Genomic DNA, 21,460 nt, shown 5'->3' on the forward strand with positions numbered 1-21,460 from the left:
CTCCTGAGGGGTGGGCCTTGCGTGTCGGTGGGCTGCCGCGTGGGACGGCGCCGTTGCACGAGAGGAGGAGCGGGCGTGAGGGGTGATACGTCGCGGAGGTGCGCGGACGGCATACGCGGGCGGATCTGGGTATGCGTGCCTAGGCTTCGGTCATGCCTGAGCTGCCGAAGCGTCTACGGGGGAAGTGGTCGATCGGGTCGAAGGACTCGTTCCTGTCGATCGGATCAGTGGGCTCGGTGCTCTCGATCGGCAGTGTCGGGTCAGCGCTGTCGATCGGGAGCGTGGGCTCGTTCGCGTCGATCCTGTCGATCGGGTCCTCCATGAGCACCTTCTCGATGCTGTCGAACCAGTCGAACGCCTCGGTGCTCTCGCACCAGAGCGACGGGTCGATCCTGTCGGCGCAGTCCCGGCGGGCGCTTCGCGGCCACCGCGTCAACGGCGCCCTCGGGTGGCCGAAGCCGCGGGGCCGCTGACCTCCAGCCCGAGCCACGCGGCGAGGTCGCGGACCTCGCGCTGGACGCCGGCCGTCATCGCCTTGGTGAACGGGACGTCCTCGTGGACGGCGTTTACGGTGAGGACGCCGGTCTTGCGGTCGGCGAGGGCGTCGAGCTTCCCGATGAGCCGGTCGTGGTGGAGGATCGGCAGCGCGAAGTAGCCCCAGCGGCGTTGGTCCTTGGGCTTGTACATCTCGAGGACGTACTCGAAGCCGAAGAGCTGCTCGGCGCGGACGCGGTCGTGGATGAGCCGGTCGAACGGGCTGAGCAGCGCGGTGCGGCCCTCGAACGCCGGTAGGTCGAGGTATGCCGGGTGGACGCGCCACGTGCCCGTGACGCCGTCGATCTCGGCGGGCTCGCCGGCGTCGCCGACGTAGGAGCCCTCGCCCGGCATGACGGTGCCGGTCGCGCGGGCGATGCCGAGGGAGGCGAGGCGTCGCTCGTTGCGGTGGACGACGGCCTGCTCGAGCGTGAGGGTGGGGAGGCCGGCGGGGTAGACGCGCTCAGGGAGGTCGAAGTAACGCTGGCGGCCCTTGCGGCCGGCGATGGCGACCTGACCCCGGAGGGCGAGGGCCTCGAGCATCTTGGTGATGTTGCGGTTGTTGGTCCAGCCGGTCGAGGGCCACGGCACGACGCTCGTGTCGGGGATGTCGCGCGAGAGCAGGGGTCCCTCGGCCTCGAGCTTGGCGAGGATGTCGCGGCGGAAGGAGTCGTTGGCGGTGAGCCACTCGGTCATGAAGGGGTGCTGCTCGGCGTCGCGGATCTCGGCGATGACGGCCGGGACGTCCTGCGGGCTGCGGATGTAGGCGACGGTCTCGACGAGGGTGTGGTCGTGCTCGACGGCCGTGACGAGGTCGGTGGGGTCGTAGGTGCTGCCGAGGCGGCTCCACAGGACGAGGTCGGCGTTCGGTGCGATGGCCGCGGTCGGGTCGATCTGCAGGAAGGTCAGCCGCTCGACGGTCCCGATCAGGTCGGTCGGCCGTGGCAGGTCGAGCAGCTGCGCGTGCACCGCGATCCGTCGCGCGTCGCCGAGGCTGAGCCGGTGGGGCATGCGAGAGACGCTAGCCGAGCGTGGCGACAGGACGGCCGCTTCACACCCGCACCGCCGTGGATGGATCGTTGCGGACGTCGCGAGGGTCTGCCCGCAACCTTCCGGCCGCGGCTGGCTTCCTGGTGGCTGGTCACGGTCGGCAGGATCGACGTCCTCGTCAGCCGAAGCGGGCGCCCACCGCCCGGCGCACGAGGAGCGCCGTGTGCAGTCGCGCCCTGCCGCGCCCACCCGACACGTCGAAGCCGAGATGCCCCGGCAGGTCGGTGAGTCGCGCCTGGAGGGTCGAGTGGTGCAGGCCGGCCGCGCGCGCCACGGCCCTGACGCTCTCGGCGTCGGCCAGCGACTCCAGTGCGTCGACCGACCAGCCGTGTGCGATCGCCCGCTCGACCCCGGCGACGTCGGCCGGTGGGGATGACGCGTGGTCTGTCGCCTGGACGGCATGCGCCAGCAGGCCGAGGTCGCCGACCCGTACGAAGGGGGCGAGTACGGACGTCGCACGCAACGCCAGCAGCGCGCCCGCAAACGACTCCGGCAGCCGGTCGACCGTGACCGCCTCGCCGACCCCCACGCGATCCGCGGTGGCGCCGGCCGTCGCCACAGTCACCGTGTCGCCGCGCACGAGCAGAGCGGTCACGAGGCCGTATGCCGTCGCCATCCTCGCCGTCGCCAGCGCGGTCATCGGCTCCCGGGGCGCCGGTGCTGCGGGCCTGTGTGCTGCGGGCACCTGTGCCTCGGACGCGGGCGCGCTGCGACCGGTGGCGACGACGGTGAGGAGAGTGCGCGGCTCGAGCCCGAGTCGCACGGCGGCGCGGTCCCGGTCGGTCGCCGGGGAGGCGGGGTCGAGCAGGACCTCGAGGGCGTGCTGACCTGGGACGGCAGACGCAGCTCCGGGGCGGCTCACCGTCACCGAGTGGGCGAGCCGTTCGAGCACCATGGCGTCGTTGGCGTGGGCCGGTCCGGTGCGCTCGAGCCAGACGAACGCGCCCTCGCCACAGTCCCGCCGAGGCCAGGGCGGCGAATCATCCGGGCGCGCAAGGTCGCCCGCGCTTCCGCCGTCCGGTAGCCGGGCTCCCGACGAGTCGACGCGGATCGTCCTCCCCGCACGCGCGAGCCCCGCGACCGCGCCCGACAGCAGCGCGGCCCCGCGCACCATCGTCTCCACACCGACGCGGCCCTCGACGAGATGGTCGAAGTAGGTGATGACCTTCAGCGTCTCGCTGGCCTCCGGGTCGAGGGAGGTCAGCCGGCCGACGAGCTCCTGCACCTGGCGTCCTTGGGGTGTGCGGTTCTCACCATCGTAGGCGCACGGTGAGCGCGCCAGGCAGCCCGCGGTGGGCTCGGCGGTGGGCTCGACGGTGGGCTCGGCGGTGGGCTCGGCGGTGGGCTCGGCGGTGGGCTCGGCGAGGGTCGCCGAGCCCGCCGGACGGCATACGTGATCAGGCCTCGTCGACCACGTGCCCGAGGATGCGGTCGAGCCAGTCCAGCTGTGCCTCCACCGACTTGCGCGCGACCGTCGCGGCGCCACCCATCATCTGGAAGCCGTGGAAGCCGCCCGGCCACACGTGCAGCTCGGCGACGCCGCCGTCGGCCCAGATCTGCGTCGCGTAGGCGACGTCCTCGTCGCGGAACACCTCTGCGGAGCCGACGTCGATGAAGGCCGGCGGCAGACCGGACAGGTCCGTGGCGCGCGCCGGCGACGCGTAGATGGAGACGTCGTCGGTGCCGCGCCGGTCGCCGAGGAGCGCGTCCCAGCCGGTGTCGTTGGAGGTGCGGTCCCAGACGCCGATGCCGTCGTACTGGTGGGACGACACCGTCTCGTTGCGGTCGTCGATCATCGGGCACATGAGGAACTGGCCGATCAGGGCCGGGCCGCCCCGGTCGCGGCACAGCAGCGCGACGCCCGCCGACAGCCCGCCGCCGGCGCTGCCGCCCGCGACGACGACCCTCGAGGTGTCGAAGCCGAGCTCCTCGCCCTGCGTCACGAACCACTGCAGTCCCGCGTAGCAGTCCTCGACGGGTACGGGGTCGGGGTGCTCCGGGGCGAGGCGGTACTCGACGCTCGCCACGACGGCGTCGTAGCGCTCGACCCATTCGATGCAGGCCTCGACACCGAAGAAGCGGTCGCCCACGACCATGCCCCCGCCGTGGATGTGGAAGATCGCCGGGCCGCCCGTGACGTGGTCGGTGCGGCGGAAGACGGACACGATGATCTCGGCGCCTTCGTAGCCGGGCACGGTGAACTCGTCGTGCGTGACCGGGCGTCCCTCGAGCACCTGCTCGAGCGGGAGCATCATTGGGGTCTCTCGCATCAGCGGGATCATCTCGGGCGTCAGCGTCGGGGGCAGGCTCTCGCCGATGACCGACAGGACGGCCGCGAGCTCGGGGTCGAAGGGCGGGCGCCGAAGCGTGTCGGACGTCGTCACGGGGTTCCTCCTGGGTCCGGGGCCACCTCGTCGTGGCCACAGGAGCCATCGTCGTATGCCGCGTGGCCGGCTCTCCACCGCCGCGGCGACGCGATGTGGCGGCCCTGACCCGCCGCGTGGCCAGGGCTTCGCCGTGGAACCCGCCGCCACAGCTCCACCGCAGGCGCGGTGGCCACGACCGCTCGACCCCACGGTCCGCGCCAGGGGCCTGGGCCACGTCTGCCCGACATGGGTTCCCGCTACGGTCGAGCGCATGGGTCGTCTGTCCGAGATCACCTTTCTCCTGCCGGCGAAGCCGGATTCAGGACGTTTCCTCGGCGAGCTGCGCGCGCTGCTCGCCGAGGTGGCGTACGCCGACTTCGCCGGATCTGCGGGCACGGACGACTTGGTGGGGGAGCGCCTGACCCTCACTCCACCGCGGCCCGTTGGTGCGCGTCCGCTGACGACGTTCCGGCTGGCCGACGTACCTGCACCGGAGCTCGTCCTCGACACAGGCCGCTCGATCAGCCTGCGGGGCGGTGATGCACCACCCGATGCGCGGCCGAGCCCGGCCGTCGTGGAGATGGCTGACCTGAGCCGCCGTCTCACCGGGCACGTCAAGCGAGTCGATCACACCGGGGTGAACCTGCCCACCCGCGTCACCTCACGCGAGGCCTGGGACAACCTGGTGGGTGCACTCGCCTCGGTGTCCACGATGTACCGGTATCCCACCGGGGAGGAGTGGCCGTTCGTGCTTCCGTCGACGTCAGATGAGCTGCTCGCCGGCATCCACGACTTCGTCGTCGGCCGAGAGCCCCGATTCGAGCTGGTCCATGACGAGGGGCTGACACAGACCGAGTGGCAGTTCGCGCTCTGGACCGACCTGACGCGCGCCGAGCTGGAGCTTCTGTTTCCCGAGCCCGAAGGGTTCACCTTCCCCGGCCTGGAGGAGATCTTCCGCGCTGTCCCGATCCGTCACCCGTGGCCGGGACTCGGTATCCGATTCGACCTGTGCTACCGCATCGAGGACGGCCCGTCCGACTGGGAAACCGGCGAATGGCTGGTCAGAGAAGGCGGGCGTATTCGCTGACGTGACGACGTGAGGCATCTGCTGAGGGTGGCGATCCGCGCGCGAGTCGTGCGAGCGTTGCCGGCCTCGGAGCGGGCCGGCGTGAGTCGGGACCTGAAGGCAAGACCGTCCAAGCAAGGAGAGCGGCACCGTGTCACACATCGACGAGCGCGAGGTCCTGGAGCGGATCCGCCAGGGGCTCATCTACTCCGAGTCCGAGGCGTCGTTCCAGTCGCCCATGCGGCGCAGCGACCTCGTCTTCGAGTACAACCAGACACCGCCGAGGGAGAGTGGCCGGAGACGAGAGCTGCTCGGTGCGATCTTCGGCTCTGTCGGTGAGCGGCCGATCCTGAACTCGCCGTTCAACGCGGGTTTTGGGAGCAACGTCCACATCGGCGACGACTTCTACGGGAACGTCAACCTCACGTTCGTCGACGATGTCGAGATCCGTATCGGTGATGGCGTGATGATCGCCCCCAACGTCACCCTCACGACGACCGGTCATCCGGTACACCCCGCCCGACGCGTCGACTTCGCGCGCTTCTCCGAGCCGATCGTGATCGAGGACAAGGTGTGGATCGGCAGCAATGCCGTCGTCCTCCCGGGTGTGCGCATCGGCTACGGGTCGGTCATCGGCGCGGGCAGTGTCGTGAGCAACGACATCCCGCCCATGGTCGTCGCGGTTGGAGTGCCCGCTCGCGTGCTGCGCCCGATCTCGGATGACGACCTGGCGACGCGGACTACCGCCGCGGAGTAGAACGGCGCGCTCAGGGAGAGCCGCGCCCTTTGACTTCAAGTACTTGAAGTTCCTACGGTCGATGACGTGAGTGCACCGACGACCCAGCACACCTACACGATCAAGGAGACTGCCGCGCTGACCGGGCTGCCGGCCAGCACGCTGCGCTACTACGAGTCCATCGGAGTGATCGCGCCGATCAGCCGCGGTGCGAGCAGCAAGCACCGCGTCTACGACGAGGAGGACCTGGACCGGCTCATGTGGGTGGCCTGCCTCGCCGCCACGGGCATGTCGGTCGGTGCCATGCGGCAGTACGTGACCAACGGGCAGCGCGGTCCCGCTGCAGCCGCCGAGCAGATCGAGCTTCTCGCCGAGCAGGAGCGGCGACTGGCCGTCGAGGCCCAGCACATCGCGGTGCGGCAGCGGTACGTCCGACTGAAGATCGACTACTGGCAGGCGGTCGAGGCCGGCGACACCGCACGCGCCGAGCGCGTGTCCAGCGAGGCACGCACTCTCGCCGACCAGCTGAAGCGAACCACGAAGCAGTAGGCAGCAGCGCATCCACGACGGACCAGCCCGGTCCGACGGACGAGCGCGCCCTGTCGCGCCACCCCAAACGCTCTCCCGAGCAACCCCGCCACACACCACCCAAGAGATGAAGGAACACCACATGCACGTCAACGCGTATGCCGCCCCCGCCGCCGGCCAGCCGCTGGCCCCGATCACGATCGAGCGCCGCGACGTCGGGCCCAACGACGTCCTCATCGAGATCCAGTACGCCGGCATCTGCCACTCCGACATCCACACCGTCAACGGCGACTGGGGCCCTCAGCCGTTCCCCGTCGTGCCCGGCCACGAGATCGTCGGCGTCGTCACCGAGCTCGGCTCCGACGTCACCAGGCACCAGGTCGGCGACCGCGTCGGTGTCGGCTGCATGGTCAACTCGTGCGGCGAGTGCACCAACTGCCGCAACGGTGACGAGCAGTACTGCCTCGAGGGCATGGTCGGCACCTACGCCGGCACCGATCGTGACGGCAGCACCACCCAGGGTGGCTACTCCACCCACGTCGTCGTGGACGCCGACTACGTGCTCTCCGTCCCCGCCGGACTCGACGCTGCCGCCGCAGCACCGCTGCTGTGCGCCGGAATCACGACCTACGCGCCGCTGCGCAAGTGGGGCGCCGGGCCCGGCAAGAAGGTCGCGATCGTCGGGCTCGGGGGACTGGGCCACATGGGGGTCAAGATCGCCCACGCGCTGGGCGCCGAGGTCACCGTGCTGTCCCAGTCGCTGAAGAAGCAGGAGGACGGTCTGCGCCTCGGCGCCGACGAGTACTACGCGACGTCCGACCCTGGCACGTTCGAGCAGCTCGCCGGCCGGTTCGACCTCATCGTCAACACGGTCAGCGCCAGCATCGACGTCGACGCCTACCTCGGCCTGCTCGCGGTCGACGGCACGCTCGTCAATGTCGGTGCCCCGGCCGAGCCGCTGAGCCTCAACGTGTTCTCCCTCATCGGGGCGCGTCGCTCGTTCGCCGGCTCGATGATCGGCGGCATCGCGCTCACGCAGGAGATGCTCGACTTCTGCGCCCAGCACGACATCGGCGCCGATGTCGAGGTGATCTCGGTCGACCAGGTCAACGAGGCGTACGAGCGCGTCCTCGCCTCCGACGTCCGCTACCGCTTCGTCATCGACACCAGCACCCTCGCCTGACCAGCCCGTCAGGAGCGCCCGTCCGACGCAGGTTCCGGACGGGCGCGGGGGCCGGCCGCCGGCACCGAAGCGGCGCCTACCAGGCGAGCGACCAGCTCCTCGTAGGAGACTCCCGCGGCCGCGAACATCCTGGGGACCTGGGACTCGGCGGTCATCCCGGGCACCGTGTTGACCTCGTTGAGGACGGGACCGTCCTCGGTGAGGAAGAAGTCCATGCGCGCGACCCCGCCGCAGCCAAGTGCGTCGAACATCCCCAATGCCGCTCGTGTCAGTGCGGCCCCGTCGGTGCCGTCGAGGTCGGCGGGCACGGTGAACCGGGCGGTCCCGTCGTACTTGGTGGCCGTGTCGAACAGTCCGTCGGCGTGGATCTCCAACGGTGGCGGCACCCAGAGGCTGCCGTCGGCCTCGCGAAGGACGGCGACGTCGATCTCGCGGCCATGGACCACCTGCTCGACCAGGATCCGCTCGTCGTAACGCGCCGCCGTGCGCAGGGCCTCGTCCAGCTGGCCGGCGTCCCGGGCAAGGGTGACGCCGTAGCTGGAACCGGCAGAGACCGGTTTGACGACGACATCAGTCACGAACTCCATGCTGCCGACGTCGGCTGCGTGGACCAGGCGTCCGGGGGCGGTGCGTATCCCGATGGCCTCGGCGACGAGCTTGGTCGCCCACTTGTCCATTCCGATCGCTCCGGCACGCATCCCGGAGCCGACGACGGGCTTGTCGGCGAGGGCACACAACGCGGCCAGCGTTCCGTCCTCACCCAGTGAACCGTGGACCGCCGGGAAGACCACGTCGGCGCGGGCGAAGAACGGCAGCGATGCGAGCAGCGAGTCGGCAGCGCTCGCGCCGAGCGGTTCCGTTCCCTGCCCCCAGCGACCGTCGCGGCCGATGGTGATGGTGGTGACCTCGTACCCGCGTCCGAGCAGAGCGCCCTCGATGGCGGCTGCCGTTGCCAGGGAGACGTCGTGCTCGGCGTTCTGTCCGCCGCCGATGAGCAGGACGTGGGGTGTCATGCGGTCCTCCTCCTCACGCGGGGTCCGATGCCTGTGACGACGGTGTGCGGGATGGTCCCGGCCCAGCGGGCCCAGTCGTGGATGGTGGGGGTGAGGCCGTCCCGCGGACCGAACACGGTCGCGGTCGTGCCGCGCGGAAAGGCGTGCGCTCCGGTGTCGATGACGATCTGGTCCATCGAGACACGTCCGACCACCGGGTGGCGTCGTCCCTGGATCTCCACCGAGGCCCCCGCGCTGAGCTCTCGTGGGATCCCATCCGCGTACCCGAGGGGCAGGACGCTGAGGTTGGTGGACGTGCCGGTGACGTAGGTGCCGCCGTAGCCGACCGGTGTCCCTGCCCCGACGCTCGCGCTGTGCACGATCGGTGCGGTCAGACGGGACGCGCCGAGCAGCTCGGTGGTCCCGGACGGGTCGATGCCGACGAGGCCGGCGCCGATGCGGACCATTCCGAAGTGGGTGGCCGGGTCGCACAGCGTTCCCGAGGTCGCGGCCAGGTGGGTGAGCGGGGCGTCGAAGCCGGCCGCAATGAGCGCTCTCGTGGCTTGGCGCAGGCGCGACACCGCGGCCTCGTTCGCCTCGGGTCGTGCCTGGTCAGCCGACGGGAGATGCCCCATGAGACCCACGACGAGGATCCTCCCGCGCCGCTGTCCCTGCCGGGCGCGTGCGATCAGCGCGTCCCACTCGCGTGGGGGGCAGCCCTCTCGGGCCATGCCGGTGTCCAGGTTCAGGTGCACCCGAATGCTGGAGGACGCGCGCTCGAGCAGCGCCTCCAGCTCTTCGACGGAGCCGACTGCGACGTCGATCTGCTCGGTGGCAGCGGCCTCCGCGTCCAACCCGGACGGGTTCAACCACGTCAGGATCGGCACGGTGAGACCTGCCGCGCGGAGCTCGCACGCCTCTGCGATCTCTGTAGTGCCAAGCCATTGCGCCCCGGCGGCGACCGCGGCCCGCGCGACCGTGCACGCCCCGTGCCCGTACCCATCCGCCTTGACCACCGCCATGATCGGGGCACGGGTCCGCGTCCGGGCGATCGCGACGTTCCTGGCGACCGCGCCGGGGAGCGTCTCCAGAGTGGGGGGCTCGAAGACACCGAGGCGGGGGCGGGAGAGGCTGGCCGTGTGGGTCACTGCTGCATCCTCGGGTCGTGCGTGGGGTCGGCATACCTGGGAGGGCAACCGCGGTCGATCGCCTCGGGGCGCAGCTCGTAGTGCCACGACTCGTTCCGGTAGATCTGGCACAGCCCGTACGCGGCGCCATGCTCCGACAGCCAGGCCGTGGCATCGGCGGACCCGATGTCTACCGCGTCCCCGGACACGTGTGGAGAGGTTTCCGCCGTGGCGACCCATCGGGCGGCTTCCTCTTGAGACCCGTACTCGGCGACCGCCTCGCGAAGGAGCTCGTCCTGGTACTCAGGCGAACGCCATCCGCTCTCGACGTAGAGCTCGATGCCCTCGTCAGCGGCCTCCGTCGCCGCGTCGCGCAGGGTCTGTAGCAGATCGGGGTCGAGCTCGGCCACGCCGGGATACGCGTCGTCGAAGACCGTCACACCGTCGGGGAGGGCGCCGTCATCCTCGGTGACGGCACCGTCCTTCCCGGTGGTCGTACCGCTGTGGTCGCCGCCAAGGACCTGGCTGAACGAAGGCACCGGTGACGACGCGGACTGATGGACGAGGACTCCGATGAGCGCAGCGGCCACGACTGCGATGCCGGCGGCCGCAGGCCGGAGAGCGCCGCGGTTCGTCGTTCGCCCTGCCGTCGTCTGACTCATGCTGCCAGTCAAGGCAGCCTGGTGTTGTCAGCACGTATGCCGTTTTCGGTACGCCGACGATATGCGCCTGCTCGTAGCATCGGGAACGTGCGCGTGCTGGTCGTCGAAGACGAGCCCTTCATGGCAGAGGCCATCCGCGATGGGCTGCGCCTGGAGGCGATCGCGGCCGACATCGCCGGTGACGGCGACACCGCCCTGGAGCTGCTGAGCGTCAACGCGTACGACATCGCGGTCCTCGACCGCGACGTTCCGGGGCCCTCCGGTGACGAGATCGCCGAGAGCATCGTCGCCTCCCGTAGCGGCACGCCGATCCTGATGCTCACCGCTGCCGACCGGCTCGACGACAAGGCCTCCGGGTTCGGGCTCGGAGCTGACGACTACCTCACGAAGCCGTTCGAGCTGCAGGAGCTCGTGCTCCGGCTCAGGGCGCTCGACCGCAGGCGCGCCCACAGCCGGCCACCGGTGCGGGAGATCGCCGGCCTTCGGGTCGACCCGTTCCGCCGTGAGGTCTACCGCGACGGCCGGTACGTCGCGCTCACCCGGAAGCAGTTCGCCGTGCTCGAGGTCCTCGTCGCCGCCGAAGGGGGCGTCATCAGCGCCGAGGAGCTGCTGGAGCGGGCTTGGGACGAGAACGCAGACCCCTTCACCAACGCCGTGCGGATCACGGTCTCTGCCCTGCGCAAACGGCTCGGCGAACCCTGGCTCATCGCCACGGTGCCGGGCGTCGGCTACCGCATCGACCCAGGACCGGACGCCGGACGTGAGGGACGTGACGGAGGCCGGCGTGGATAGGCCGCCCGGGTTGAGCGTTCGGCTCAAGCTCACCCTCAGCTATGCCGGGTTCCTCATGCTCGCAGGCGGGTTGCTGCTGGCGGTCGTGTGGGTGTTCCTCCTGCGCTACGTGCCCGACAAGGCGGCGTTCATCATCGGCCCGCGTCCCTCATCGCCCAACCGCGACGACCTGGTGCGCGCCTTCGCCCCGAAGGCGGCCTGGGCGATGGTGTTCCTGCTGGTGTTCGGTCTGCTGGGAGGGTGGGTCCTCGCCGGCCGGATGCTCGCGCCGCTGACCCGGATCACGGACGCCACCCGCAGGGCTGCGAAGGGGTCGCTCTCCCACCGGATCGGGCTCGAAGGCAGCAAGGACGAGTTCCGCGAGCTCGCCGACAGCTTCGACGCCATGCTCGCCCGGCTCGAAGCACACGTCGCCGAACAGCAGAGGTTCGCAGCCAACGCGTCCCACGAGCTGCGCACCCCGCTGGCGATCACGCAGACCCTTCTCGACGTCGCCCGCAACGACCCGAACCGCGACACCGCCGAGCTCGTCGACCGGCTCCGCGCCGTCAACACCCGAGCGATCGAGCTCACCGAAGCGCTGCTCCTGCTCAGCCGCACCGACCAGCGATCCTTCACGCGCGAGCGCGTCGACCTGTCCCTCATAGCCGAGGAAGCCACCGAGACACTCCTGCCCCTCGCCGAGAAGCACGGCGTCACCATCGAGACGTCCGGGGACATCACCCCCGCCATCGGCTCACACGCGCTCCTCCTGCAGCTGACCACGAACCTGCTGCACAACGCCATCGTCCACAACCTCCCCGAACACGGCACCGTCCAGGTCAACACCGCGCTCGCCCCCGAGTCCGTCACGCTCACCGTCGAGAACACCGGCGACAGGCTCAGTCCACAGCTGGTCTCGACACTGACCGAACCGTTCCAGCGGGGCACCGAACGCATACGCAGTGACCATGCCGGTGTCGGGCTCGGCCTGGCGATCGTCAAGAGCATCACCCGAGCGCACGACGGAGAGCTCACCATCGTTGCCCGCCCCGACGGCGGGATCCGCGTCACGGCGCAGCTACCCGCCGGGACCCGGTGACCCGGAGGGGCCGCTCGACAAGGTGCGCAACGCTGAACTGCTGACACCCGAAACCCATCAGGGGCAGATGCACGCCGAACCTCACGTGACCAGTTCGACACCCACGGGCCCGTCCCACCGGGCAACCATCTCGACCCGTGAGGACTCCGACGACGCGGCGTACAGTTGAAGGGATCGGGCGACGCGAGGTGCGATGTGGGCGTTGACTGGCAGCTGTTCGAGTCGGGTCCGGCGGACGCCGAGCACACCGTGCTGTTGCTGCCCGGCGGCATGTGCAGCTCGCGCTCCTACCTGGAGCTGATGCAGCAACCCAGCCTGTCCGGGCTGCGGCTGGTGGCGGCGACGATGCCCGGACACGCGGGCGCGCCGTCCCCGGACGACTACAGCCATGAGGCCTATGGACGGTCGACGGCGGAGCTCGTGGCCGAGACCGGTGCGGATGTCGTGGTCGGGTTCAGCATGGGTGCCAACGTGGCGTTGGAGCTGGTCGAGAAGAAGCTCTTCACCGGCCCCACGGTGCTGCTCGGCATCAGCTTGTCGTTGCCCGACGAGTCGGCGTTCTTCATCAACGTCATCAGGCTGTCCAGGGTGCTCGGCAGCCTGCCGATGGCGTTGATGAAGAAGGGCGCCGGGTCGATGGTGAAGAGCATCCCCGTACCACCCGAGCGGCGGGCCGAGCTTGCCGCGGACTTCCGCAGGACCACCGCGCGGGACATGCGCCTCGGACTTCGCGCCTACCTGAAGTGGCTGACGAGCGGCGAGGACCACGCCGCAATGCTGTGCCGCTCAGGCGTGCCGGCATGGGTCGTCCACGCCGAGAAGGGCGACGGCGGGCTCACGGACGCGGAGCGGCACACGCTGGAGGCCTGTTCGACGGTCACCATCGTGACGGTTCCGGGCAGCGTCTTCTTCCTGCCGAACGAGGTGCCCGACCAGATCGCGTCCGTCATCACCGATGCCGTCGCCGCGGTCAGGGCCTGATGCCGGCGGCCCCGCTGTGGTGGCGGGACGTGTCGCTCACTGCAGCGGGAACGGCGACTGCAGCCACCATGGTCGCGGTTCGACGCTCACGCGTTCGACCCACTTGACCCACCAGAAGCCACGACGTCCCGGGGCGACCAGCCTGACCGGCCCGCCATGGCCGGCCGAGAGCGGGGCGCCGCCGACGTGCGTGGCCAACAGCAGCGCCGAGGCGTCCTCGGCCGGGAACAGCCTCGTGTAACCGGTCACCGAACGCACAGCGATCGATCCGTAGCCCGAGGTCCCGAGCAGGGTGTCCAGCCGGACCGCGCGCCAGGTCTGCTCGGCCCACCACCCGCCCGTGCAGTCGAGGACCGCTGACCGGGTCGTGCCCGTCATCGCGAGCAGCTCACCGTATGCAATCCGCAGAGTCGGCTCGTCGGGCCGGCTGACCAGCAGTTCGTAGGCGCCCACGTCGATGCGGGGCACCCGATCGGTGAACCACTGCGTGACCGGCATCGCGGAAGGTGCACCGGACCCGACCTCGTAGGACCCGGTCGCGCGACGGTGTGCGCCGGGGAGCCGTGCCACCGACGTGACGGACTCCAGCGTGCCGTACCCCAGGGCCGCGGCCCCGCCGACGGCGATGGCTCTCAACGCGGTTCGTCGAGACAGGTCGCTCGCTCGGGCCCGCTGAGGTCGACGGACCACGTGCAGCAGTGCGAGCGGTACGGCCGCGACGGCGGAGGCGACGTGCACGTCGAGCGCACTCACCCCGGCCACTTCGAGGGGACCGAGCGTGGCGTGCGCGACCCCGGCGAGCAGGCACACCGCGACGACCACGGCGAACGCGACGGCGAGAGCGTGCCGGCGACGCCGGCGCAGTCCGCGTCGCACGATCACGGTCTTCCACGGGGCGAGCACCAGGATGCCGAGACCCACCACGCCGTGGAGCACGCTCACGGCCCTGGACGCCGGCGCACCCTCGACCCCGAACGCCAGCCAGCCGGTCACGAAAGCCCCTGCCAGGAGCAGGAGGAGCGCCAGGTTGGTCCGCCGGCTGGGCCGGGACAACACGACCATCAGTCCAGTGTGCCGCGACCCTGGCGGACCGGCCGCACGACGTCGAGAGTGGCCGCGTGCAGTGACGGGTCTTCAGCTGTGGCGGTCGAGGAATGCGGTGAGCTCAGCCACGTAGCGGGGGCGGTTGTCCCGGCGCACCGAGTGGCCGGCACCGGCGATGCGCACCGCCCGGAACTCGCCGGCCGCCACCTGGGCGCAGCGTGCGGCGTACTCGGTGGAGATGAGCGAGCCGCGTTCGGTGTCGCCGTGGATCAGCAGCACCGGGCAGGTGACCGCGGCCAGCACGTCGGTCAGCGGAGTCGCTTCCGGGGACGGCTGGTCGAACAGGTGTGGGTCGAGCTGGGCCTTCGACACGGCCCAGGGCTCGAGCTCGTCATCGGGCCAGTCGGGGTTGTCGGATCGGCACTGCGCGATCCGGGACGGCAGGTCGAGTGCTCGGGCTTCCGCGAGCCAGGTCGGCATGGTCCTCGATCCGTCCCGCTGGCCGGCACGGCGCTCTCCGGGTGGCGGATCCTCCAGCACGACCGCACGCACCAGGCTCGGCTCGGCGGCGGCCAGGTGCGCGGCCGACATCGCGCCCATCGAATGACCGACGACGATCACACCGCCGTCGCGCGGCTGGCTCGACAACACGAGCGCGGCATCCTCGCCGTGTGCGGCATGGCGGGACGGGTCCTCCGGAAGCCCGGACCTGCCGTGCCCCCGCGCGTCGATCGCGAGCGCCCGAATCCCGGGCACTTCGCGGATCAGCGGCTCCCAGCACTGCGCAGAGTCGCTGAAGCCGTGCAGCAAGGCCACGTCGGCCACTGCGTCATCGGTCCGGTACCACGCCAGATGCGCCGTCTTGCCTCGTATGCCGAACATGGGCTCCGACGATAGCGTGGCACCGTCCGCGGCACCCGGGTCCAGGTCGTGGACTTCCTGGCGTGGCAAGGTGCTTCGCCCACCTGCGGCAGCGTTCTGCTCAGCCCAGCTCGCGGGCCTGTTGCCGGAGGAAGTCGCTGGCCGATCGCGGCGTGATCCCCCGCTCGCGTAATGGCGCGTCGTCCCAGGTCGCTTCCACCACGTCCTGTTGAAGGCCGGCCCCGAAGACGGAGGCGAGTGCGTCGTTGCGCCTGGTCAGCACACGAATCGCGAGACGGGCGACCGGTCGGGGCATGCGCTGGACCTTCATCCGTCGATGGGTGAGCTGTCCGGCGAGGGCGATGGCCTCGTTCTTGCTCATCGCCTCGGGACCACCGAAGGTGAGAATCGCCGGCGGGTCGGGCTCGACCGCGACGGCGGTCGTGAGCGCGGCCACGTCGTCCGTGGCGATCCAGCGCCGCCTGGTGTCCCCCTTGCCGATCACCGAGACCTTCCCGGCTGCCAGGTCGAAGCGCCCGATGGCTGCCAGGTGGATCTCCTGGAACGCGTCCGAACGCAGGATGACGGTCCGCATGGATGATGACCCGAGACGCTTCTCGACGGCCAGCTTGGCACGCTCCAGGGGCGTACCGGTCGCGTGCTCGGGTGGGAACGACAGGTAGACGAACCGCTGGACGCCCGCGTCTTCGGCGGCGTCCACCAGCGCGAGCATGCCGCGCTCGTCGGTCTCTCGGATCGTCGGGGTGCGCGCCCCGGCGAGGATGCGGGCGATGGCGGCCGCCGTCGCGACAACCGTCTCCACCCCTTCGCAGGCGGCACGCAGGCTCGGTGGGTCGGTGAGGTCGCCGCGGACCACGCTCGCTCCCACCTCACGTAGCGCGGCGTCGTCGCTGCCGGCCCGGACCAGGCACCGGACGTCGTGTCCGTCGGCACGCAGGAGGCGGACGACGCGTCCGCCCAGCTCTCCCGTGGCACCTACGACCAGGAACATCGGCGACCACACTCCCTTGGCGTGACACTCCGGGTACCGGCGACGCCGCAGACGTCCGAAGGCACCGAATTCTATCGTCCGCAGTGCGAGGACGCCTGAGACAGCGAAATCCCCCGACCGGCTGGTCGGGGGATTCGCTCGGGACCGGAGTCACCGGAGGCTGTGTTGGGTCAGATGCCCTTGACCTTCTCCGCCTGGGGGCCCTTCGGGCCCTGCGTGACGTCGAACTCGACCTTCTGGCCCTCCTGCAGCTCGCGGTAGCCGCCGCTCTCGATGGCCGAGTAGTGAACGAAGACATCGGCGCCGCCGCCGTCCTGCTCGATAAAGCCGAAGCCCTTTTCGCTGTTGAACCACTTCACGGTGCCTGTTGCCACTGGTGTTGCCTCTTCTTGTTAGCGAGGCCTCCCGTGTGGAGACCTCAGGCTGCCGATGATCACGACGAGCGCGACACGCGAACCTTCGCACGGCGGCTCGGTCGTGCCCAGCCCTGCGCGGACTGGGACGACAGCTGGGAACGACGGTAGCAGCCGCAGGTGAACTTGCCCCGGTCTTCTTGCGTGCGCGCTGGGTGCCAGGTCCGTCCAGCGGAGCTGTTCGGTGGTGCTGCGCTCGCGATTGCCGAGCCAAACGCCAGCGGGACTGTGCCCGGTGGGGAGAGGATCGGGGCATGTTCATCGACACCGTCCCCGAGGATTCCGCTGCCGGCACGCTGGCGGACTTCTACCAACAACAGAAAGGTGCTTGGGGGTTTCTTCCGAACTTCGCCCAAGCCTTTTCGACCCGGCCGGAGGTGGCGAAGGCCTGGAGCCTGCTGAACAAGACCGTGCGTGACGGAATGGACCGCCGCCGGTACGAGATCGCCACCATCGGCGCCGCCCGGGCGCTGCGCTCGACCTACTGCACCGCCGCGCACTCGAAGTTCCTGCGGGACGAGTGCGGAGACGAGCCCACGATGATCGCCATCGCCGAGGACCCGAGCGGTGCAGGCCTCGACGAGCAGGACCGGGCCGTCTACACGTTCGCCGCGCGGGTGGCCGGGGACGCGTCGTCGATCCAGCAGCAGGACGTCGATGCGCTGCGTGAGGTCGGACTCACCGACACCGACATCGCCGACATCGTGTTCGCGGCGGCCGCCCGGTCATTCTTCACACGCGTCCTGGACGGGCTGGGCGCACAGCTCGACGTCCAGACCGCCGAGACCTTCGCTCCCGGCGTCCTCCCGTCCATGGTGGTCGGACGCGCCGTCGCCGAGGCTTGAGCCGGAGTGCAGGGGCACGGGATCGGAAATAGAGTGCAGACTCCGGTCCCATGACGAGGGGTGGCACGACCGTGCACGACGATCCGATCGCCGAGTTTCACCGCCTGCACTCCTCGGGGTGCTTCGTGATGCCCAACCCGTGGGACGTCGGGAGCGCGCGGGCCCTGGAACAGATGGGGTTCAAGGCGTTGGCCACGACAAGCGCCGGAATGGCGTGGACGCTGGGTCTGGCAGACAACCAGGTCACGCTCGAGCAGATGCTCGAGCACCTGCGCGCGGTCGTGGACGCGGTCGGGGTGCCGGTCAACGCTGATTTCGAAGGCGGTTTCGCCGTGGCTCCGGCCGAGGTCGCGGCGAACGTGAAGCGAGCCGTGGACACGGGGATCGCGGGGCTCTCGATCGAGGACTCGTCGGGCGACGAGACTGACCCGCTCTTCGACTTCGACCTGGCCGTCGAGCGCGTCAGCGCCGCGCGACGTGCGATCGACGAGAGCGGATCGGGCGTCCTGCTCACCGGCCGGTCCGAGGGGTTCGTCGTCGGACGTCCCGACATCGACGAGACGATCCGGCGGCTGCGCGCGTACGCCGAAGCGGGAGCCGACTGCCTCTACGCCCCCCGGATCAGCAGGCTCGAGGACGTCGCGGCCATCGTCGCCGCGGCGTCACCCAAACCGGTGAACCTGCTGCTCAACGCCCCGTTCACGACCGTCGAAGAGGCGGCACGGTTGGGAGTGCGGCGGATCAGCGTCGGCGGCACGCTCGCGCGCACCGCGTGGGGTGGATTCCTGCAGGCCGCCAGGGAGATCGCCGACGAGGGGACCGTCTCGTCGTTCGAGCAGCTGCCGGATGTCGATGCCCTCTTTGGTCGTTGAGGAGCCGACCTCGGAGCTGGCCAGGGCCCGAAGGGAACCGCCCCGCCTCGACTGTTCGGAGATCGGCTGAATGCCGTCCGGCCGGTCAGGCTGACGCCTTGCCGCGGTAGCGGCGCACCTTGGCGCGGTCCCCGCAGGTGTCCATGTCGCACCAGCGCCGCAGCTTGCTGCGGGAACGGTCGAGGAAGGGGTGCGTGCAGCGGTCGTCGGCGCAGAAGCGCACGACGGCCCCGTCGGTGCGGTCGAACAGCTCCACGCCGGCCTGGGCCACGGCGGCCAGGCAGGCGCCGGCGTCTCCTCGGCGCACCCGTCGCGCGTCAGGGCCGATCGTCTGCACCGTCCCCGGCCGGCGAGCCACACGGTTGAGCGACGAGCGGCTGCGCTCGGGCAACGGCGTCCCCTCGACCAGTGCGCACACCAGGTCGTGCAGGTGTTCACGAAGCCGGCGAGCCTCCGCGAGGTGCGTTGCGTCCACCTTCGGCGGCCGGTCGACGAGCCCCGCTTCGACGTACCACCTCGCGAGGGCGGCACCGTCGGTGAGTCCCTCCTCGTCGGCCGTGCCGCGTTCGCTCACCGTGCCCACGAAGTCCAGTGCGGCATTGCCCGCGATGTGCAACATGGCCATGTCACCAGTTTGACCAGTTACAAGCCATCTGGCAACGTCGACGGTGTAACCGGTTGAAGGAGTGTCACATGAGTGGCAGCCGCATCGGCGCCTACGTGCTGGCGGCAGTGCTCGTCCGGTGCATGGACGCCGGCACGACCGTCGGTCTGGTGCTGCTCTGCACGGCCACCCACGTGTCGTCGCCGCTGCGCACCGCCGGGCTCGTCGCCGCCGCCTTCACCGCTCCCCACGCCCTGGGGTTCCTGTCCGCCCCGCTGCTGGACCGCATCGCCGACCCGCGCCGGGTCGTGGCCGCGGCAGCAGCCGCTTTCGCCGCCCTGCTCGCGATGGTGACGACGTGGCTCGGCCACACGCCGCTGCCGCTCGTCCTGCTCACCGCGCTCGGTGCCGGCGCGGCCGGGCCCATGCTCACCGGTGGCTTGAGCAGCCTCGTGGAGGGCCGTACCGCCGACGCCCGGACCCGACGCCTTCGCGCGCTCGATGCCCTCACCTACGGCTTGGCCGGAGCCGGCGCTCCGGTCATCGTCTCGGTCCTGGCCGCTGCCGTCTCGCCGCGCGGCGGCCTGCTCGCGCTGAGTGCCCTCGGGCTCGTAGGCGCCGTCCTGGTCTTGTGCCTGCCTGTGGTGGGCACGTCACCAGCTCAGGCAGCAGCCGCTCACCAGCACGCTCGGACGAACCTGCTGGACGGCGCGGACCCGTCAGCGCCCGGGACCCGCGCCGGACCGGCCGCGGTGTTCCGCCACGTCCCCCTGCGCCGGGTCGCACTGCTCACCTGGGTCGGTGCACTCCTCGTCGCGGCCGCTCTGCTCGCGGGGATGAGCCTGGGCGAGGAGCACGCGAGCGGCCACGGCGGGTGGGTGGCGGCGGCATTCGGCCTGGGCGGCCTGGGCGGCGGGCTCGCCCTGACCGTCCGTCCGCCGCGGATGGCACCCGACCGCGGGATGCTTCTCGTCGGCCTGACAGCCCCGGTGCTCTTCACGGCCGTCCTGACGGGCGGGTGGTTCCCAGCCCTGCTGGTGACGTACGCAGTCCTCGGCGTCGTCGTGGCGCCACAGACCGTGCTGAGCCTCGCCGCCAGGGGCGAGTTCGCCCCGCCGGGCGCCCGCGGCTCTGTCTTCGTGACGGTCGCGGGAACGAAGGTGGCCTTTGCATCAGCCGGGACGGCTCTGGCCGGCCTCGCGGCGGGGTCTGGACCCCGGTCGACGCTGGTGGCCGTCGCCGGAGTCGCGCTCGTCAGTGCGGCGCTGGCCGGTGCCGGCGTCAGGCGTTCACCGACCGTGCCTTCGCCCTGGACAGCGCGTCGGGGGGATCAGTTGTCGTCGTAGGCCGCCCGAAGCCCGGCGACGTCGATCCTGCCCATCTTCAGCATCGCCTGGCGGACCCGCTGGTTGGCCGCGCTGGTGTAGTCGCCGGACAGCTCCTCCAGCTCGCGCGGGATGACCTGCCAGGAGACGCCGAACTTGTCCTTGCACCAGCCACAGGGGCCGGGTTCGTGCCCGGCGACGGTGAGCTCCACGACCTCGGCGAGGGGCCTGTCGGGTTCGGCGCGCGCTGTGAGGACTCTCGTCACATGGCTGATGTGGTGGAGGCGGCTGCGGTGGAGGCGCGCGGGTGGAGGGTCGGGTCGACGAGCCGCCAGCGGCGCACGCCCCTGCGGTTGTCGATCACGGCGAGCAGCAGGTCGACCGCCTCGACGCTGAGCAGGCGCGGCTGGAGGCTGACGGTGGTGACCGGGGGCTCGGTCCACGCGTAGCCGGGGTCCTCGCTGATGCAGGCCACCTTGAGGTCATCCGGCACAGAGAGACCGAGCCGCTCGGCGGCGCGCAGGATGTGGGTGCCCGAGTCGGTGTAGACCCCGACCAGGGCGTCGGGTCGATCCGGCCGGTCGAGCAGCTCGTCGACAGCCCGCTGCTCGGCGACGGGGTAGCCCGGCACCAGCGGGAACGAGACCAGCTGCACGGGGATGCCGTGAGCAGCCTCCCAGCTGCGACAGGCCTGACGCACCAGCATCGGGTAGGAGTCGTCGTGGTCAGGAACCACCACCGCGGGCCTGCGCGCGCCCGCAGCCGCGAGATGGTCGAGCAGCTCCGTCACGGCGACCTCGTCACGGGTGTCGACCCAGTAGTCGCCGCGCCGTGACTCGACGGGCCGCCCGATGCACACCATCGGGATCTGCCGACGTTCGAGGATGCCGCGCACCGGGTCGGCCAGGCGCGGCTCGCAGTGGATCACCCCGTCCAGCGGCGTCGAGAGCCAGGACCACGACGACAGTGAGCTGGGCAGCACGACGAGCAGGTAGCCGCGCCGCATGGCCGCACCGATGGCGGCCAGCACGAGGTCGGCGTAGTACGGGATCTGCGTGTAGTCGACGGCGGCGTCGCCGTAGGTGGTGAGGGTGAGCCCGATCATGCCGGTGCCGCCGCGGGCTCCCGCTCGCGCCGAGGTGAAGGGCAGGTAGCTGAGGGTCTGGGCCTCGGCGAGCACCCGGGCCCGGGTCGCCTCGCCGACGCGACCCGTGCCGTTGAGCACGTTCGACACGGTTGCCGCGGAGACCCCGGCGGCTGCGGCGACCTGCCTGACGGTCGGCCGCTGCCGAGAGGTCATGGCTACCCCCTTGTGGTGAACGCGTTCATCATCCAGCGTCGGGCCGAGCAGCACCAGAGCGCGCTCGCCCAGGCCGGCGCCCCACG

24 protein-coding genes and 1 pseudogene are annotated in these 21,460 nt (G+C 70.7%); 11 read left to right on the top strand and 14 right to left on the bottom strand.

The annotated features are described in order from the left end of the window. Positions 1-152: 152 nt before the first annotated feature. Positions 153-473 carry a hypothetical protein gene (locus H9I49_RS03895; protein WP_188028980.1) on the top strand — a complete coding sequence of 107 codons (321 nt, stop codon included), beginning with the start codon at positions 153-155 and terminating at the stop codon, positions 471-473. On the opposite strand, the gene H9I49_RS03900 is transcribed toward H9I49_RS03895, so the two are convergent. The 4 genes and pseudogenes from H9I49_RS03900 to H9I49_RS03910 form a co-directional block, all read right to left on the bottom strand. Further along, positions 433-1,545, bottom strand: coding sequence for a DNA glycosylase AlkZ-like family protein (locus H9I49_RS03900; protein ID WP_188028981.1), 1,113 nt, complete (start codon positions 1,543-1,545; stop codon positions 433-435). The two genes, H9I49_RS03895 and H9I49_RS03900, sit on opposite strands and share 41 nt — an antisense overlap. A gap of 157 nt (positions 1,546-1,702) precedes the next feature. After that, positions 1,703-2,809: a helix-turn-helix domain-containing protein gene (locus H9I49_RS24330; protein ID WP_370587463.1), complete on the bottom strand. Its 1,107-nt coding sequence runs from the start codon at positions 2,807-2,809 to the stop codon at positions 1,703-1,705. Positions 2,810-2,881: 72 nt separating this feature from the next. Next, positions 2,882-3,070: pseudogene (locus H9I49_RS24335) on the bottom strand (hypothetical protein); the annotation flags it as partial. After that, a complete protein-coding gene (locus H9I49_RS03910) occupies positions 2,982-3,968 on the bottom strand; it encodes an alpha/beta hydrolase (protein ID WP_370587416.1) in 987 nt (328 codons plus the stop codon). The gene H9I49_RS03910 and the pseudogene H9I49_RS24335, both read right to left, overlap by 89 nt. A gap of 253 nt (positions 3,969-4,221) precedes the next feature. Between H9I49_RS03910 and H9I49_RS03915 the strand changes: the two genes are divergently transcribed. The 4 genes from H9I49_RS03915 to H9I49_RS03930 all read left to right on the top strand — a co-directional run bounded on the left by H9I49_RS03915 (position 4,222) and on the right by H9I49_RS03930 (position 7,463). Beyond that, positions 4,222-5,037, top strand: a complete 816-nt coding sequence (locus H9I49_RS03915) for a hypothetical protein (protein WP_188028984.1) — start codon at positions 4,222-4,224, stop codon at positions 5,035-5,037. Between the two features lie 130 nt (positions 5,038-5,167). Next, positions 5,168-5,773 carry a sugar O-acetyltransferase gene (locus H9I49_RS03920; protein WP_188028985.1) on the top strand — a complete coding sequence of 202 codons (606 nt, stop codon included), beginning with the start codon at positions 5,168-5,170 and terminating at the stop codon, positions 5,771-5,773. A 66-nt stretch (positions 5,774-5,839) separates the two neighbouring features. Then, positions 5,840-6,301 carry a MerR family transcriptional regulator gene (locus H9I49_RS03925; protein ID WP_188028986.1) on the top strand — a complete coding sequence of 154 codons (462 nt, stop codon included), beginning with the start codon at positions 5,840-5,842 and terminating at the stop codon, positions 6,299-6,301. Between the two features lie 121 nt (positions 6,302-6,422). Then, complete coding sequence (locus tag H9I49_RS03930; protein WP_188029599.1) at positions 6,423-7,463, top strand: NAD(P)-dependent alcohol dehydrogenase; 1,041 nt, start codon at positions 6,423-6,425, stop codon at positions 7,461-7,463. An 8-nt stretch (positions 7,464-7,471) separates the two neighbouring features. Here H9I49_RS03930 and H9I49_RS03935 read toward each other — a convergent pair whose 3' ends face one another. The 3 genes from H9I49_RS03935 to H9I49_RS03945 are packed head-to-tail and all read right to left on the bottom strand — an operon-like array spanning position 7,472 to position 10,244. After that, entirely contained in the window at positions 7,472-8,476 is a 1,005-nt protein-coding gene (locus tag H9I49_RS03935; RefSeq protein ID WP_188028987.1) for a D-alanine--D-alanine ligase, read from the bottom strand. Next, positions 8,473-9,603, bottom strand: coding sequence for an alanine racemase (gene alr, locus H9I49_RS03940; RefSeq protein WP_188028988.1), 1,131 nt, complete (start codon positions 9,601-9,603; stop codon positions 8,473-8,475). Before alr ends, H9I49_RS03935 begins: the two co-directional genes overlap by 4 nt. After that, positions 9,600-10,244 carry a M15 family metallopeptidase gene (locus H9I49_RS03945; RefSeq protein ID WP_188028989.1) on the bottom strand — a complete coding sequence of 215 codons (645 nt, stop codon included), beginning with the start codon at positions 10,242-10,244 and terminating at the stop codon, positions 9,600-9,602. Before H9I49_RS03945 ends, alr begins: the two co-directional genes overlap by 4 nt. A gap of 87 nt (positions 10,245-10,331) precedes the next feature. Between H9I49_RS03945 and H9I49_RS03950 the strand changes: the two genes are divergently transcribed. The 3 genes from H9I49_RS03950 to H9I49_RS03960 all read left to right on the top strand — a co-directional run bounded on the left by H9I49_RS03950 (position 10,332) and on the right by H9I49_RS03960 (position 13,098). Then, positions 10,332-11,036 carry a response regulator transcription factor gene (locus H9I49_RS03950; protein WP_370587417.1) on the top strand — a complete coding sequence of 235 codons (705 nt, stop codon included), beginning with the start codon at positions 10,332-10,334 and terminating at the stop codon, positions 11,034-11,036. Between the two features lie 10 nt (positions 11,037-11,046). After that, complete coding sequence (locus H9I49_RS03955) at positions 11,047-12,117, top strand: HAMP domain-containing sensor histidine kinase (protein WP_255523595.1); 1,071 nt, start codon at positions 11,047-11,049, stop codon at positions 12,115-12,117. A 195-nt stretch (positions 12,118-12,312) separates the two neighbouring features. Continuing rightward, positions 12,313-13,098, top strand: a complete 786-nt coding sequence (locus tag H9I49_RS03960; protein WP_188028992.1) for an alpha/beta fold hydrolase — start codon at positions 12,313-12,315, stop codon at positions 13,096-13,098. A 36-nt stretch (positions 13,099-13,134) separates the two neighbouring features. Here H9I49_RS03960 and H9I49_RS03965 read toward each other — a convergent pair whose 3' ends face one another. The 4 genes from H9I49_RS03965 to H9I49_RS03980 form a co-directional block, all read right to left on the bottom strand. After that, complete coding sequence (locus H9I49_RS03965) at positions 13,135-14,160, bottom strand: molybdopterin-dependent oxidoreductase (RefSeq protein WP_188028993.1); 1,026 nt, start codon at positions 14,158-14,160, stop codon at positions 13,135-13,137. 72 nt (positions 14,161-14,232) lie between these two features. Next, positions 14,233-15,024, bottom strand: a complete 792-nt coding sequence (locus tag H9I49_RS03970) for an alpha/beta fold hydrolase (protein ID WP_188028994.1) — start codon at positions 15,022-15,024, stop codon at positions 14,233-14,235. 100 nt (positions 15,025-15,124) lie between these two features. Continuing rightward, positions 15,125-16,015: an SDR family oxidoreductase gene (locus H9I49_RS03975; protein WP_188028995.1), complete on the bottom strand. Its 891-nt coding sequence runs from the start codon at positions 16,013-16,015 to the stop codon at positions 15,125-15,127. A gap of 170 nt (positions 16,016-16,185) precedes the next feature. Then, positions 16,186-16,389: a cold-shock protein gene (locus tag H9I49_RS03980; protein WP_009777120.1), complete on the bottom strand. Its 204-nt coding sequence runs from the start codon at positions 16,387-16,389 to the stop codon at positions 16,186-16,188. A 293-nt stretch (positions 16,390-16,682) separates the two neighbouring features. On the opposite strand from H9I49_RS03980, the gene H9I49_RS03985 reads away from it, so the two are divergent. Both H9I49_RS03985 and H9I49_RS03990 read left to right on the top strand, forming a co-directional pair. Further along, positions 16,683-17,273: a carboxymuconolactone decarboxylase family protein gene (locus H9I49_RS03985; protein WP_188028996.1), complete on the top strand. Its 591-nt coding sequence runs from the start codon at positions 16,683-16,685 to the stop codon at positions 17,271-17,273. Between the two features lie 71 nt (positions 17,274-17,344). Then, positions 17,345-18,145: an isocitrate lyase/phosphoenolpyruvate mutase family protein gene (locus H9I49_RS03990; protein ID WP_223128246.1), complete on the top strand. Its 801-nt coding sequence runs from the start codon at positions 17,345-17,347 to the stop codon at positions 18,143-18,145. 85 nt (positions 18,146-18,230) lie between these two features. Here the strand turns inward: H9I49_RS03990 and H9I49_RS03995 are convergent, their stop codons facing one another. Then, entirely contained in the window at positions 18,231-18,770 is a 540-nt protein-coding gene (locus H9I49_RS03995) for an ABATE domain-containing protein (protein ID WP_188028998.1), read from the bottom strand. Positions 18,771-18,838: 68 nt separating this feature from the next. Here H9I49_RS03995 and H9I49_RS04000 point away from each other — a divergent pair, with 68 nt between their 5' ends. After that, the gene (locus tag H9I49_RS04000; protein WP_188028999.1) at positions 18,839-20,095 is read left to right on the top strand and encodes an MFS transporter; all 1,257 of its coding nucleotides are present in this window, start codon (positions 18,839-18,841) and stop codon (positions 20,093-20,095) included. On the opposite strand, the gene H9I49_RS04005 is transcribed toward H9I49_RS04000, so the two are convergent. Beyond that, positions 20,080-20,340 carry a VOC family protein gene (locus H9I49_RS04005; protein ID WP_255523596.1) on the bottom strand — a complete coding sequence of 87 codons (261 nt, stop codon included), beginning with the start codon at positions 20,338-20,340 and terminating at the stop codon, positions 20,080-20,082. The genes H9I49_RS04000 and H9I49_RS04005 overlap by 16 nt on opposite strands. Further along, positions 20,337-21,374: a LacI family DNA-binding transcriptional regulator gene (locus H9I49_RS04010; RefSeq protein WP_188029000.1), complete on the bottom strand. Its 1,038-nt coding sequence runs from the start codon at positions 21,372-21,374 to the stop codon at positions 20,337-20,339. Before H9I49_RS04010 ends, H9I49_RS04005 begins: the two co-directional genes overlap by 4 nt. Positions 21,375-21,460: the final 86 nt, after the last annotated feature.

The organism is Terrabacter sp. MAHUQ-38 (assembly GCF_014518425.1).
In the GTDB taxonomy this organism is placed as follows: Bacteria; Actinomycetota; Actinomycetes; order Actinomycetales; family Dermatophilaceae; genus Terrabacter.